The sequence below is a fragment of the Mesorhizobium silamurunense genome (assembly GCF_014843905.1).
In the GTDB taxonomy this organism is placed as follows: domain Bacteria; phylum Pseudomonadota; class Alphaproteobacteria; order Rhizobiales; family Rhizobiaceae; genus Mesorhizobium; species Mesorhizobium silamurunense.
In genome coordinates this window covers 27817-41431 of sequence record NZ_LPVS01000023.1, presented here as the reverse complement: position 1 = coordinate 41431, position 13615 = coordinate 27817, and the positions used below count along the sequence as shown (strand labels likewise).

The 13615-nt window shown below is 61.6% G+C and carries 16 protein-coding genes and 1 pseudogene; 5 read left to right on the top strand and 12 right to left on the bottom strand.

Annotated features, from left to right (window positions below; genetic code table 11):
* Positions 1-6 precede the first annotated feature (6 nt).
* The 7 genes from AU465_RS05445 to AU465_RS05415 form a co-directional block, all read right to left on the bottom strand.
* Positions 7-1005 (bottom strand): L,D-transpeptidase, encoded by a 999-nt coding sequence (locus tag AU465_RS05445; protein WP_192244703.1) that lies wholly within the window; start codon positions 1003-1005, stop codon positions 7-9.
* Between the two features lie 353 nt (positions 1006-1358).
* Positions 1359-1643 carry a DUF982 domain-containing protein gene (locus AU465_RS05440; RefSeq protein ID WP_192244701.1) on the bottom strand — a complete coding sequence of 95 codons (285 nt, stop codon included), beginning with the start codon at positions 1641-1643 and terminating at the stop codon, positions 1359-1361.
* A 25-nt stretch (positions 1644-1668) separates the two neighbouring features.
* A complete protein-coding gene (locus AU465_RS05435) occupies positions 1669-1974 on the bottom strand; it encodes a DUF982 domain-containing protein (RefSeq protein WP_192244699.1) in 306 nt (101 codons plus the stop codon).
* A gap of 349 nt (positions 1975-2323) precedes the next feature.
* Positions 2324-2629 (bottom strand): hypothetical protein, encoded by a 306-nt coding sequence (locus AU465_RS05430; protein WP_192244697.1) that lies wholly within the window; start codon positions 2627-2629, stop codon positions 2324-2326.
* A 116-nt stretch (positions 2630-2745) separates the two neighbouring features.
* Positions 2746-2907 carry a hypothetical protein gene (locus AU465_RS05425; protein ID WP_192244695.1) on the bottom strand — a complete coding sequence of 54 codons (162 nt, stop codon included), beginning with the start codon at positions 2905-2907 and terminating at the stop codon, positions 2746-2748.
* A 91-nt stretch (positions 2908-2998) separates the two neighbouring features.
* Complete coding sequence (locus AU465_RS05420; protein ID WP_192244693.1) at positions 2999-3229, bottom strand: hypothetical protein; 231 nt, start codon at positions 3227-3229, stop codon at positions 2999-3001.
* A gap of 54 nt (positions 3230-3283) precedes the next feature.
* A complete protein-coding gene (locus AU465_RS05415) occupies positions 3284-4171 on the bottom strand; it encodes a transcriptional regulator GcvA (protein ID WP_192244691.1) in 888 nt (295 codons plus the stop codon).
* A 135-nt stretch (positions 4172-4306) separates the two neighbouring features.
* Here AU465_RS05415 and AU465_RS05410 point away from each other — a divergent pair, with 135 nt between their 5' ends.
* Together AU465_RS05410 and AU465_RS05405 are read left to right on the top strand one after the other, a co-directional pair.
* Positions 4307-4792 carry a VOC family protein gene (locus AU465_RS05410; RefSeq protein WP_192244688.1) on the top strand — a complete coding sequence of 162 codons (486 nt, stop codon included), beginning with the start codon at positions 4307-4309 and terminating at the stop codon, positions 4790-4792.
* A 36-nt stretch (positions 4793-4828) separates the two neighbouring features.
* Positions 4829-5560 (top strand): SDR family oxidoreductase, encoded by a 732-nt coding sequence (locus AU465_RS05405; RefSeq protein WP_192244686.1) that lies wholly within the window; start codon positions 4829-4831, stop codon positions 5558-5560.
* Between the two features lie 51 nt (positions 5561-5611).
* On the opposite strand, the pseudogene AU465_RS05400 reads toward AU465_RS05405, so the two are convergent.
* From AU465_RS05400 to AU465_RS05390, 3 genes and pseudogenes are all read right to left on the bottom strand, one after another.
* A pseudogene (locus AU465_RS05400) lies at positions 5612-6311 on the bottom strand (helix-turn-helix transcriptional regulator).
* Between the two features lie 44 nt (positions 6312-6355).
* Positions 6356-7288, bottom strand: a complete 933-nt coding sequence (locus AU465_RS05395; protein WP_192244684.1) for an NAD(P)-dependent alcohol dehydrogenase — start codon at positions 7286-7288, stop codon at positions 6356-6358.
* 164 nt (positions 7289-7452) lie between these two features.
* Entirely contained in the window at positions 7453-7728 is a 276-nt protein-coding gene (locus AU465_RS05390; RefSeq protein WP_246505886.1) for a nuclear transport factor 2 family protein, read from the bottom strand.
* Positions 7729-7855: 127 nt separating this feature from the next.
* On the opposite strand from AU465_RS05390, the gene AU465_RS05385 reads away from it, so the two are divergent.
* Together AU465_RS05385 and AU465_RS05380 are read left to right on the top strand one after the other, a co-directional pair.
* Positions 7856-8056: an SDR family oxidoreductase gene (locus tag AU465_RS05385; protein WP_192244682.1), complete on the top strand. Its 201-nt coding sequence runs from the start codon at positions 7856-7858 to the stop codon at positions 8054-8056.
* 155 nt (positions 8057-8211) lie between these two features.
* Positions 8212-8550 (top strand): hypothetical protein, encoded by a 339-nt coding sequence (locus AU465_RS05380; RefSeq protein WP_192244680.1) that lies wholly within the window; start codon positions 8212-8214, stop codon positions 8548-8550.
* A 104-nt stretch (positions 8551-8654) separates the two neighbouring features.
* Here AU465_RS05380 and AU465_RS05375 read toward each other — a convergent pair whose 3' ends face one another.
* A complete protein-coding gene (locus AU465_RS05375) occupies positions 8655-10190 on the bottom strand; it encodes an FAD-dependent oxidoreductase (protein WP_192244678.1) in 1536 nt (511 codons plus the stop codon).
* A gap of 573 nt (positions 10191-10763) precedes the next feature.
* Here AU465_RS05375 and AU465_RS05370 point away from each other — a divergent pair.
* Positions 10764-12707 (top strand): putative bifunctional diguanylate cyclase/phosphodiesterase, encoded by a 1944-nt coding sequence (locus AU465_RS05370; RefSeq protein ID WP_312891211.1) that lies wholly within the window; start codon positions 10764-10766, stop codon positions 12705-12707.
* Between the two features lie 77 nt (positions 12708-12784).
* Here the strand turns inward: AU465_RS05370 and AU465_RS05365 are convergent, their stop codons facing one another.
* On the bottom strand, positions 12785-13600 hold the full coding sequence (locus AU465_RS05365; protein ID WP_192244674.1) for an oxidoreductase: 816 nt from the start codon (positions 13598-13600) through the stop codon (positions 12785-12787).
* Positions 13601-13615 lie beyond the last annotated feature (15 nt).

Here is a 13615-nt window from a genome sequence, read left to right as displayed (position 1 = left end):
GGCATTTCACTGCGCTTGCCCGTCCTGCGCGGTCTCGTCCTTGAAGTCGACTTTCGTGCCCGGCTTGACCATGGCGGCGAGGTCTTCGGCGTCCCAGTTGGTCAAGCGGATGCAGCCATGCGAGAAGGTCGTGCCGATCTTGCCGGGATCGGGCGTGCCGTGGATGCCGTAGCTTTCGATCGAGAGGTCAATCCAGACCGATCCGACCGGATTGTTCGGCCCCTTGGCAATGGTGAACGGCCGTTTGGTCCTGATCCCCTTGAAGGCGAATTTCGGATCGTAGTGATAGGTCGGGTTGTGGACCACGCGCCTGACCTCCGCCGCGCCGCTCGGCGCCGGCTTTTCCTCGCTGCCGATCGAGGCTGGGTAGACCGCGAGCGGCTTGCCCGAAGGATCGAGCACGCGCACCTGGCGGGACGCTTTGTCGACCTCGACGCTGGCGACTGCTGCGGGAGGATCGCCTCGGCCGACATCAGACACCACCAGCGTTGTGTCGGCCTTCCTCAAACCGGTTTTGGGATTGAGCATTCTCAGCACTTGTTCGCTGAGGTGGAAACGCTCGGCTAGCTTCTCCCGCGCGTTGCGGTAGCCGAGCCGCTTCAAATGCGCCATTCGTTCCATGCGCGCAGGGATACGCCTGGTGAAGGGCCCGCGCACATCCTTGGCCGTGACCTCGTAATTTGTCAGCACCGGGCCGGCGAAGGTTGCCGCGAGCTTGTTCCAGGTCTCGCGCGTGAGCTTGCCGTCGGACGGCAGCCCGTTCGCCGCCTGGAAGGCCGCGACGGCCTTGGCGAAATTGTCGGAAAGGCGGCCGTCGATCAGGCCGGGCGAGAAGCGGGCGCGATCGAGAAGAATCTGCGCCTTGAGCAGCATCGGATCGACGCCCTTCGGCTCGCCCTCGCTGAACTGCGCCTGATTGACCGCGTCGAACTCCAGCTTGGCAGCCTGCGCCCCGCTGCATGCGAGCGTGAGGGCCACCGCGACGACGAGAAGGAGCCTTACCATCGACGTCACTCCGGAACTTCGACAGGACCTGTCTCTATGACGCGGCGCGGCCGATCTGGTTCCTGTCACGAGAGTCGTGCGAAGATCACCGCGAATGTGCACTCTTGGGCATATGAGTTTGAATTTTAAGCCGGAACCAGTTCCCAAGAACGCGAATTGCTGGCATGATTGTATAAGGGCCTATGCATTTTTCTGATTCCATGGCCCCTCGTCCTGGTGACCGGCGGCTCCCCAACGCCCCCCGCCCATGCCGTCGGTTGCCCCATTTGAGGGCCCAAAGCCCCGCAGAGCCAGCCGAAAGGCAGCTGGCCCGCCAGATGAACGAGGCGGCGTCAGTCGCCGCCTCAGTCACATCAAGCATGCTTCGGCCGGGCTTTTCCTGTTGCGGGAGGAATTGCTCCATCCTCGATAAGGATGTCCTTCTTGCGAGCAAAGGCAACGAAGACACCTCTCGCTGTCTCTGCGTCGATATCCCCTGCCAGCGCGGCCTTGCAAGCACGGATTGCCGCCTTCTGCTCGGGGCTGTTGCCACACCAGTCGACGACAAATTGATAGGCGTCTGCGACAGTATTCAACTGACGCGGGAATCCCAGTCCGACCCAGACGCGGATGGGCTTTTCGAACGGTTCGGCAAGCATCGCGACTGCTCCGTTCTGCGACGCTCTACGCAACCACTCCGCCGCCGCGACCGCCGCCTTTGCCGGTCATCCAAGGCAAGGCGACGTTCACTTCCTCGTGGATTTTGACGGACTTTGCGAAACCGCAAAACGCATCTCTAGCGGCCGTCAGCGGATAACTGCTGTCGAATGCTCGCTGGCAGGCACGCAGGGCGGTCTCGTAGATGGTGCCGCGTCTGTTCCTGGGCCATTCGTAGAGAAATTCCAGGGCGTCTTCGAGGCACGCGATTTCCTGGATAAGGCCGTTGCCGCTCTTCACGAAAACAGGGCTGTCAAACATCCGATCGTTCATAAGATCCTCCAAGTCGAACGAACAATTTGAGTTTGGGATAGGCAGGGGCTCACAGCGGTCCGCGCCTGGCTGCGATATGGGTTTATGGGTTTTGGCCGTCAAGATCAGGGCGTGCGGGAATGTCCCGGCGCAATAGGGAACTTTCTGCTGCCTTTGCAGTTCGGTGCGTAGCGAAACGGCAAACTCCCTCTGCTCTGAATGAGGGCCATGGTCCGCGAGCGAGTCATTCGTCTCGCTCAATTGCAGAAGCCCGCCCGCAGTCCTCCCCGGGCGGGCTTTGGCTGGGTGCACTTTCAGGAAAAGCGTGAAACGGTTTCCGTGCGGAATTGCCGACAGACCCAAGTCTTCCTCACTCCGGCCGGTCGATCAGCGGCGCCTTTCGCGCGGGAGGCTTATGGGCGGTCACCAGCCTGACCTTATCGATGTCCACTGTGACCGGCACGCCGAGCTTCACCGTCACTCGGTCCCCATTGACGCAGGTTACATCTCCGACAAGCTCGATCGGCTGGCCTCTCTTCACGGTTGACGTGCGGTCGACGATCGAATGCGGCTGGCCGTAGGATGGGATCGACACGCTGACACGGTCCTCCGTCACCCGCCGCCGAACAGTTGCTGTAATGGCGACCTCGTCGCCGACCTTGATGCCTGTGGCCATGAAGGAAGGGTGGCGCGGCCGTCTGCTTTGTCAAGCGGTTGCTAATGTATCGCCGCGAAGCTTTTCAGCGCGCGTTTTGGAATGGGGTCGAGAAAGCCGAATCCGGCTCGAACAGGCTACAGCTTGCGCAACAGCGCCTTCGCTTCGCGAACGAGCGAACCCCAGTTCAGGCCCAGGAAAGAAATGAGTTCCAAAGCCTGCGCTTCGGTAATGCCGATCTCCTGAACAAGCCGTTGGACGACGGATTCCTGTGATTGATTTTCAGATTTGTGCGCCATGGCGAGTCCCCTATGGCGGCGCAACGTTCAAGTCAGGGGTTTGTTCCCGTCAATTCACGGACCCCGGCGTGGCCTTGCGGGCGGCGGCTCGTCATTTGCTGGAAGCGAGCTTCTGGATACGTCCCTTGTCCAGACGGAATACTCCGTCAGTGCCGCCCTGGCGCTCGAAGTCAGTCTGGAGTTCATCCCACGTACCCAGATATTCGCCGCACTCGGCGCAATGGATTCGGGTGGCGGGCTGAGCATCGGCCGGAATCTGCAACCGGATCACACCGCAAAACGGGCATTCCAATTTGTGGTTCAGATACGCACCGACGATCATTGCCCACCATCGCGCAACCGGCATGTCCGCGCAAGCTGCGGATTTTCGGCAGCTTCAGCCCGGCTCGATCTCCGAAAACAGCCAATCCCGAAACGCCTTGACCTTGCGCTGGCGGATCGCTTCCGGCGGGTAGACGAGGTGGAAGCTGGAGACGGCTTTCAGCGCGTGGTCGAATGGCCGGACCAGCCTGCCAGTGGCGAGGTCGGCCGAAACGAGCATGGTGCGGCCGAGCACCACGCCTTCGCCCTGAACGGCGGATTCCACCGCGAAGGTGGCGGAATCGAAGGTGAGCCCGCTGTTCGGGTCGACGCCTTCGACGCCGGCGCTGGCCAGCCAGGCCGCCCAGTCGATCCGGTAGCCGTCGCGGATCAGCGTGTGATGCTTGAGGTCCGCGGGCTTCCTGAGAGGATGCGGCCCCTCCAAGAGCTTCGGGCTGCAGACGGGAAACACCTCCTCGCCGGTAAGGAATTCCGACGTCAGCCCGGGATAGTGCCCGCCGCCATAGCGGATGGCGACATCGATGCCGTCGCCACGGAAATTGGTGAGCTTGCCGGTGGTCGAGACGCGCACGTCGATGTCGCCATGCGCGCGATGGAAGCGGTAGAGCCGGGGCACCAGCCATTTTCCGGCAAAACCGTCGGAGGTGCTGACATTCAAGGTCGAGCCCGAAAGACGCGACGTCGCCGTCCGGGTGGCCAAGGCAAGCTGGTCGAGCATTTCGCGCACGGCCAGCGCGTAAGGCTCGCCGACTGGGGTGAGCCGCACCGAACGCGTCGCGCGCTCGAAGAGCTGCACGCCGAGCTGGTCCTCGAGATGTTTTACCGCCCGGCTGATGGCGCCATGCGTGACGTTGAGCTCGTCCGCCGCCCTGGAGAAATTCAGATGCCGGGCGGCGGCCTCGAAGGCCGGCAATGCATTCAGTGGCGGCAGTCCGCGGGCCATGGCGAAATCTATTTGTGAGCGTTAGTAACAAATACTTGCCAAATTTTGGTTTGTCTACCGGGCATTTTCCAGTCAAAAATCCTCACAGCACTTGTGATCAAAGCTCACCCCAACGATCAAACCTGCGAGGACAACATGGCTACCGTTCATCCCTTCCTGTGGTTCAACCTCAATGCCGAAGGGGCGCGCGACTTCTATCTGTCGGTCTTCAGGAACGGCCGGGCGCTCGGGTCGATCGAGTTCACGGATTTCGTCGGCGGCACCAACAAGACCGTGCCGCACGCGATCTTCGACTTCGAGCTCGAAGGCCAGCGCTTCACCGCGCTTAACGCCGGCTCGATGCCGTCCTTCAACGAGAGGATCTCGCTCTATATCGAGACGAAGGACCAGGCCGAGACCGACTACTACTGGAACGCGCTGACTGCGGGCGGCGGCTCGGAAAAACCCTGCGGCTGGCTGCAGGACAAGTTCGGCGTCTATTGGCAGATCATCCCGGAACCGGCGCTGCGCTTGATGAACGATCCGGACCGCGAGAAGGCCGACCGGGCGCGGCAGGCGATGTACTCGATGAGCAAGATCATCCTCGCCGATATCGAGGCGGCCCACGCCGGCCGCGCGTAATTCTCAACCCCATAGCTGAAAAGACGGAGGAACCCCATGGCTGCGCTCACGGGAAGCAGGATCATTGTCGTCGGAGGCAGCTCCGGCATCGGTTTCGGCGTGGCGGCGGCCGCGCTGGAAAGCGGCGCGGAGGTGGCAATCGTCGGCCGCTCGGCGGAGAAGCTCAAGGCCGCCGAAAAAAGGCTCGCCGGGGCAGGGCGGGTGACGGCGATTGCCGCTGACATGGCGAACGAGGCGGATGTCGCCCGCCTGTTCGGCGCGGTGGGCGCCTTCGATCATCTGGTCGCGACGGCCGGCACGCCGCCCCCCAACTTCCCGATTGGCAAGACGGACATGGCGTTCGTACGCCAGTTCGTCGACGGCAAGCTGATCGGCGCGGTGATGCTGGCCAAGCATGCCGTGCGTACGCTGAGGAAAGGAGGCTCCATGACCTTCACCTCCGGCATCAACAAGGACCGGCCGCCGGTCCCCGGCGGCTCGGTCGTCTCGGCGGTAGCCGGCTCCTTCACCTATTTCGCCCGTGCGCTGGCGCTGGAGCTTGCCCCGACGCGGGTCAACATCGTCTCGCCTGGCTGGGTCGACACCGAGATGTGGGACGAGATCGTCGGCGAGGCCAAGGCCGGCTACTTCGACCAGATGGGCGAGCGTATTCCGGCGGGAAAGGTCGCGACGCCGGCCGACGTGGCGCCGGCCTATCTCTATCTGATGCAGAACGAGTTCATGACGGGGGAGACGATCCACATCGATGGCGGGCAGAGGCTGATGTGACCTTTGCGGGAAACGGCGCGATCTCCGAAAGCGCGAAATCGGCCGGATGGGTCACACGTCAGACAGGCTTGCGGCGTCTGCGACTTGTTCCCGCCATTTCTTCACCAAGTCCCGGCGTCGACCGGGATAACGTTCTTCGATCAACTGAACTCGTTCAATACGATCAGCCCGGAACGTCCGGAAATCCGCCCGAAGCTCGCACCAGCCGGCCACGAACCGCTTCGACTCGATGAAGCCCAGCATGATTGGCCAGATGACGCGCAGGGTCTCGTTGCCCTGCGGATCCCGATAGACGATCTGAAGCTTGATCTGCTCGCGCATGGCTTGACGAAGCAGCCCCGGATCCACGGCTGGCGTCTCTGGCCGGTTGCGCCCGACGTGAAAAGGCGTTGTCTGTCAGGAGGTGCCGCAATTCCGTCGGCAGCACCGCACCAATCTTGGCGATTGCGTTCTGGGCTGCGAAGGCAAGGCCGTCGTCCGTCTGGCGCCCGACCCATTGCGCGCCGAGCGCGAGCGCATGGAGTTCGTCCTGCGAGAACATGAGCGGCGGCAGCAGAAAGCCAGGCTTCAGCACGTATCCGAAGCCTGGCTCCCCCTCGATATCGGCGCCCATTGCCTGGAGGGTGCCGATATCGCGGTAGATGGTGCGTAAGGAAACGCCGGCCTCGCGCGCGAGTTCGGTGCCCGGCACGGGACCATTGTGCCGGCGCAGCATCTGCATCAGATCGAAAAGCCGATTGCTCTTAGACATGAGACAATCTTACAAGCCAATGACAGATTTTGGCAGGGGGTTGCTCAAGACATCGACACGAGCGCTTTTCCGTTGAGCTTGCGCCCCTGCTCCAGGGCAGCGACCAGCGCGATCGCATCTTCGAGCGGAACGATCTCGGCGACCGGAAGCCGGAGCTTTCCGTCGGCAGCCGCGTGGGCAAGCCCTTCCATGATGTCGGCCCGCGCGGTGCAGACGATCGGCTTGAGCCTGCGGTCGAACATCGCGCGGATGAACTTGCCCGGTGTCGGATTGATGTCGAGATACACGCCACCCTTGCGGAGCAGACCGAGCCCGACTGCAACTGTCATCGTGGCGGCTGTGTCGTACACGACGTCGAACCGATCGCTGATCTGCGAGAGATCGGTCGTGCGATAGTCATAGATGCGGCTGACACCCATCTCCTCAGCGCGTTGCCTCTGCTGCAGGCTGCAGCTTCCCGAGACCTTGGCCCCGAGCATCCGCGCGATCTGGACGGCGGATTCACCGACAGCACCGGTGCAGCCGTTGATGAAGACCTGAGCGCCCGCCTTGAGATTGGCTTTGCCGACAAGGCCGTTCCAAGCCGTTATCCCAGGCGTGCCGAGGCACGCGGCCTTCTCGAAGGACACGGAGGCAGGCTTTTTGGCGAGAAAGGTCTCTAGTGCGATCGCACCCTCACCAATTGCGCCACCCTCCTTGATCTGGACGGATCCGAACACGGCGTCGCCCACCTTGAAGCGGGTGACGCCCGGGCCGATCGCAATCACGATGCCGGAGATGTCGCTGCCAAGGGCGCGCGGGAGTTTCTTCCCGGTCACCATCTTCAGGTGACCGGCGCGAATCTTCCAGTCGATCGGGTTGATGGCGGCGAAGCTGACCTTCACCGCAACCTCGCTCTTGCCCGGCGTGCGAAGCTCGAAGTCCTCGAGCCGCATCACTTCCGGGCCGCCATACTGATGGTATTGGATCCGTTTCATCGCACGCCGCTCCCCTTGAGTGTGGCGGTTGCGACATCGCTGGCACCAGCCGGGCGCAGCAAGGCGTCAGCGACGAGCCGCCCGTAGCGGCCCGTCGTAGCATTGTTGGTAATCATGAGAGTACTTTCTGTAGGATTGTGCGCGTCAGTGCGGCTGAGCCGTTTTCACTGTGCGCCGAACACGCTCTTGTCGAAGAGCGCCTTGATCGCTGTGATCTTCCCGTTCTCGACCGTGAAGTACTTCGCCGAGAGGACGCTGGGGAGGGGATGGGTGTGGGTGTAATACATGAGGAGTGCCGTGGTCTCGTCGCCGAACGCGGCCACCATCGTTGCCCCTTTGAGCATGCCGGCGAAATCCGATTCGGACCTATGCAGAGCGGCGCCGCCTTCGATGAGGCCGAACGGCGTTTCAGACACAACGTCGTCCGCCACGACTTTCATGACTGTCGCATGATCGTTGGGTCTTCCAGGCGTCGTGGTAGGCCAAAGCGACCTGGAGTGCGAGGCTGGGGTCACTGCTCATTTTACTTGTCCTTTGTTGGTTGGTTTGGATGAGCATAGATAGCGCATGGCAGTGACAGATTTTGTCAGCATGATGCGCAACCCGATCAGGAGCACCGAAGAAATCGTCTGGTCCGGCTGGGTGGACACGGGACGAGATCGTCGGCGAGGCTACGCCAGCCGATGTGGCGCCTATCTCTATCTGATGCAGAACGAGTTTATGACGGGGGAGACGATCCACATCGATGGCGGGCAGAGGCTGATCTGAGTGGCGAAGGCGGAAGACCTGGTGTCCTGGTCTCACCAGGGCCGAACATCGCTCGCTAGGGCTTTGCCGGGCATTCGCGGACCAATGGCATTTTCAGCGGAACGCTAATATACATGATGCTCGAATGAGCAGCGCCTCTGCATAGGAGGAATGCCGTGCGAAGGGTCATCTTCATAGCCATGTGCGTTGCCGCCGCAACAGGCGCCAACGCCCATGACTGGTATGAAAACAAGGTTGATCCGGTGACGAAATTCAAGTGTTGCGGCGGTCATGATTGCCGCGCCATACCTCAGTCGTCGGTGCGGTCCAAGGGTGACGGTGGCTATACTTATTTGCCCGATGATTTCAACATCCCGCGAGACCGGGTGCAGGAATCGCCAGACGACCAATACCATATCTGCGAGAATAATTACGTCATAACCAATCAGCCCTATTTGCGTTGCTTCTTCGCGCCGCGGTTGAAGGTCTCTCTATTTCTCCCAACGCCAAGGTAATACAGCCCGTCTCTGCCAGGTCCGACACCAGGATGAGCGCAGCTGTGATAAACCCGGTCGCGCCGCGGCAAGACCAGTGCTCTAACCTGCTCCTGCATGGTTCATCAGTTGGCTGTCTGGCGTTCCATTTCCATTTCGGCCGTCAGGCTTTCGATGTCGCGAAAAATCGAAGCGACCGCCAGTGTGCGTCCCTTGCGCTTGAAACGCAGGAGGCAATCCTTGGCGGCGATGTCGCCTTCCACCGCTATCTCGTCCCATGGCTCCGCATGTCCGACGTAATTGATCGGGACGTCATAGTGCTGGCTCCAGAAGAACGGGACGGCAGTGTACTTCTCGCGGTGCCCGAGCATGTTCAGTGCTGCCGTTTGCCCCTGCCTTTCCGCGACCACCCAGTGCTCGACCCTGATGTTTTCGCCAGTGTGGGGATCGGGCCACCGCGCAATGTCGCCGGCCGCGAAAATGCCCGGCACGCTCGTCTCCAGAAAGGAGTCCACGATGATGCCGCGGTCGAGGCTGAGCCCAGCCTTTTCGGCGAGCCCGAGCCGCGGCCGCACGCCGATGCCGGCGACGGTGACATCCGCGGCCAAAGCAAGGCCGCTGCTCAGTTGCACGTTCGTGCCGTCGATGCCGGTCGCGGTGTCCTTGAGATGGAACACGACGCCATTCTGCTCGTGGAGGCTGCGGATGAAGTCGCCCATTTGCGGCCCGAGGACCCGTTCCATGGGGCGTTCGTCGGGAGCGACGACATGAACTTCGATGTTCCGCGCGCGCAGGGACGCGGCAACCTCGAGACCGATGAAACTGGCGCCCAGCACGACGGCGCTGCGGGCAGTCTTGGCTTGGTCGATGATCGTGCTGCAGTCGGCGAACGAGCGCAGCGTATGAACGTGTGGCTGATCGGCGCCGGGGATGGTCAGGCGGACCGGTTCGGCTCCCGTTGCAAGCAGCAATCGGTCGTAAGCAGTCCGGTTTCCATCCGCGAGTACGACCTCGCCGGACCGGACATCGATGTCGGCGACGTTGGTTTTGAGACGCAGATCGATGTCGTTCTTTGCATAAAAGCTTGCCCCACGCAGCGGAACCCAATCCGACGGCGCCTTGCCGGCGAGGTAGTCCTTGGAAAGGTTGGGACGATCGACGGGCGGCGCCTCGTCGTCGCTGAGCATGAGGATGCTGCCCTGATGGCCTTCGCGACGTAGTCTTTCGGCGGCTGCGAAACCAGCCGCGCCGCCGCCGACGATCACGACTTTACCGGCAAACTGACCAGTGCCTCCGCTGGCGGGCTTGTGAGCCATCCGTTTGCGCTTCTCGCCCACGAATATCCGATCATCCCGCTGGTCCACCGACCAGCAGGCGAGTGGATTGAAGGCGGGCGCGCGCACGGCTTCGCCAGTGCGCAAATCAAAGCATGCATGGTGCCACGGACATCGAACGGTATCCTCCACGACAAGACCGTCAACCAGCGGCCCGCCGTAATGCGTGCACGTCGCCCCGATTGCGAAGACCTCTGTCCCGCGGCGCACCAACAGCACCTGTTCATCGCCACAGTGACCGACCAGCTTTCCGCCATCGGGAAGGTCGGATAGCGCGATGCCTTGGGTCAAATCCGGTCCGTTCGATTTAGATTGGTATTGAGCCATCTTCTTCTCCCTGCGCTATTCGATTGGAGCCTGCCCCATGCCAGACTGACTCCCGGCTATGTTTTGGGCAATCACACGATCGCTTGGCCTGCCTTACTCCAATCGGTGAAGAAAGGTTCGAGGCCATGTCGCGACATCGGCGCGCCCATCCTTTCCTCCGGCCGTAGAGGCCGACGGATGATTTGATGAAGTTTCCTCAGATCGGTTTCCAACGGACCGATAAATTTTCGCAGTTCTGACCGCACCGTCGGATCGGGTCTGGGATCTCTGCTTGTGCAAACCTGCCGGCTTGCGCTATGCGGATGCGCCTTTCGAGCGATCGACGGCGTCCTATCCTATCAGATCGAAGCGGCGGGGCGGGGTCAGGACGGTCCATTCGGCCGGACCTGTGGGCAGCCTCAACTCCGATGACGGAGAGTCCGCGGACGTCGCGCCTGCCTATCTCTGCCTGATGCGCCGTAAGCTGCTGAAATCCTTAACGTGATTTTCATCCCGCTCATTTAGCCATTTGGCATTATGGGACATCTCAAGCAGCCTGGCCCTGGACCCAGCCCACAGGGCGAAAGCGAATCCGTGGAAGCCGGTATCCTCAGGGATCAGTTCGCTGACCTGAGGACGGGGCTCTTCATTTCGATGCCCATCGGCACGGTGCTCTCGGCCCTGATCCTGGCCGTGCAGATGCTCTCGGGCGGCGGCCTTGCGGCGGTGCTGTGGTTTGCGGCGGTCAGCATCATAAATGGCGCCCGCATAGGACTGGCGCTTGCCCAGCCGGACATTCCCGATAGTGGGCCCGATAGTGGGCGGAAGCCGGTCGATGTCCGACTTTCCCTCTACGGGCTGTTGGCTCTGGCATCCGGCATCGCGTGGTCTTTTTTGGCCGTGCTGTCGGATGGGTACACCACGCCCCAGGCGCCGCTTTATCTGGTCGTTCTTGCGGGCCTGTCGGCCGGTTCGGTCACCTACGGAGCGTCATACGCACCGGCTTCAATCAACTTCATGACGCTGCCGCTGCTGATCACTGCCGGATGCGTGTTGGCGAAAGGCAATATCGAGAATTACGTCCTCGGTTTCACGGTCCTGCTTTTTCTCGGAGGAATGATCAGGAGCTCGCTTCTCGGACAGGCCCGCTTCAAAGAGACGAGCCGCCTCAAATACGAGGCGAGGGCGTTCGCCGCCCAGATGGAACGGAATTCCAGGCGGGATCCGCTGACGAATTTGCTCAACAGATACGGGCTTGAGCAGGCCATCTCCCGGCTCGGGCGTTCCGACGGCCCGTTCGTGGCCATGCTGATCGACCTGGACGGCTTCAAATCCGTCAACGACACCTATGGTCACAACATCGGCGACGACCTGCTGGTCAGGGTCGCGCGCCGGATAGAGAACCATGCCCCGCCGGGGGCAACAATTGCGCGCATCGGCGGCGACGAGTTCGTGCTGCTGTTTCCCGCCCCGAGGTCCCTGCATTCGACGGAAGAGCTTGCATCCTTGATCATCGCGGCCATCGCGGATCCTGATCCGGCGCTGAATTCGGTGCGTGTCGGCGCGTCGATCGGCATCTACGCGTCGGAGAAACCACAACTAACGGAGATGCTGCTGCGCGCGGACTTCGCGCTTTATGCGGCCAAGCATAGCGGCAGGAACGAATACTGTCTCTTCGATGCCGAACTCGAGCACGGGCTCGAACGCAAGCATTGCATCGAGCGCGACCTGCGCGCGGCCATCGAGAGAGGCGCTCTTTGCTCATGGTTCCAGCCGATCGTGCGGCTGGACACCCATGCGGTCGTCGGCTTCGAAGCGCTGCTGCGGTGGCAGCACCCGGTCCATGGGGCTATTCCGCCGCCGGAGATCGTCACAGCGGCGCGTGAAACCGGTCTGCTTTCCTTGCTGACGGAGACCGTATTTCTCAACTGCTGTTCCATGATCGAAGGGCTCGCGAGGAAGGGCCGCCAGGATGTGCGCGTGGCGATGAATCTCTCGCCCCGCGAGCTCGAGGCAGGCAATGTCGACGACATGATCCTCGACGGCCTCAGGGCAAACAACGTTCCCGCGGCCATGCTCGAGATAGAGATCACGGAAGAGGCGCCCGTGGATCGCGACAGGGTTGACGAAAAACTGGAACGCCTGGCGGACGCGGGCATATCGATCGTGCTGGATGATTTCGGCACCGGCTTCTCGACCCTGGTTTCGCTGAAAGACAGCCGGATCCGCAAGATCAAGATCGACAAGGACTTCGTTCGCGATCTGGCCAAGTCCGTGGAAGATCAGGCGCTCGTCAAGGCGGTCATCGATCTCGGACGGACATTGGGAATAGAAGTGATGGCCGAGGGGGTCGAAACGGACGCCGATCGCCTGATCCTGCGCTCGCTCGATTGCATGATCGCCCAGGGATTTCTCTTCTCGGCAGCGCTACCCATGCATGATGCGCTTACCTTCGAACCAGGGCATTTGGACAGTCCTGCCGCCGCCTCCTTCGATCCTGCGGGGCTCCCGTCGCGCCGAACCGGCAGCGCTGCCTGAGCGGCGGGCGGTTGCGACGGCTCGACGGCCATACGACCGAAGCCGCTCAGCCCCGACAGCTGTCGCCCGCTCGGATATCAGACCGGCAAGCCGTTCTGCTTTCGCAGACTTTTGTCGAAAGCGGATTCGGGAACGAAACGGCGCAGAAGACTGATCTGGCGAGCCATTTTCCCCGCTGCATAGCGCCTCCTTGGATCTGGGGCGGTCGCTGCTTGCAAGACCGTCTTGGCTACGACCTCGGGAGCATCGCCTGTTTCGATCGCTTTGCGCAGGATCACATCCATATCGGCACGCGCAGTGCCATAGATATCAAGCAATTGATCGGGCCTGGCGAGATTTTCTTCAAATGACGTGCGCGTATAGGCGGGCTCGACCAACACCACGCGAATTCCGAACGAGCGCAGTTCATGGTCAAGCGATTCGGAATAGCCTTCGATGGCATGTTTGGTCGACGAATAGAGAGCGGAGTAGGGAGCCGGGATCAGCCCCAACACGGAACTCAAATTCACGATTCTACCGTTCCGTTGGCGTCGCATCGCCGGCAGGACGGCGTTGGTCATTCGGATAACGCCAAAGACATTCACGTCGAAAAGCGCCTGGGCCTGCGCAGTCGATGATTCTTCCGCGCCGCCGAGCAGCCCAATGCCGGCATTGTTGACGAGCAGGTCTATGCGCCCGGTTTCGGTCAGCACTTCCTCGACCAGATTCGATACGGATGCGTCATCGGTCACGTTGCAGCTCAGCATGGTAACGCCGTCGGATCTCCCGACGACCGCGCGACGGCTGGTTCCGAAGACACGAAAGCCCGCATTCTGCAGGGTGTTGGCTGTCGCGTGCCCGATGCCGGAGGATGCCCCCGTCACGAGGGCGACGCCAGGACTGGGCTTATCCATGGAGATCACTTTCTT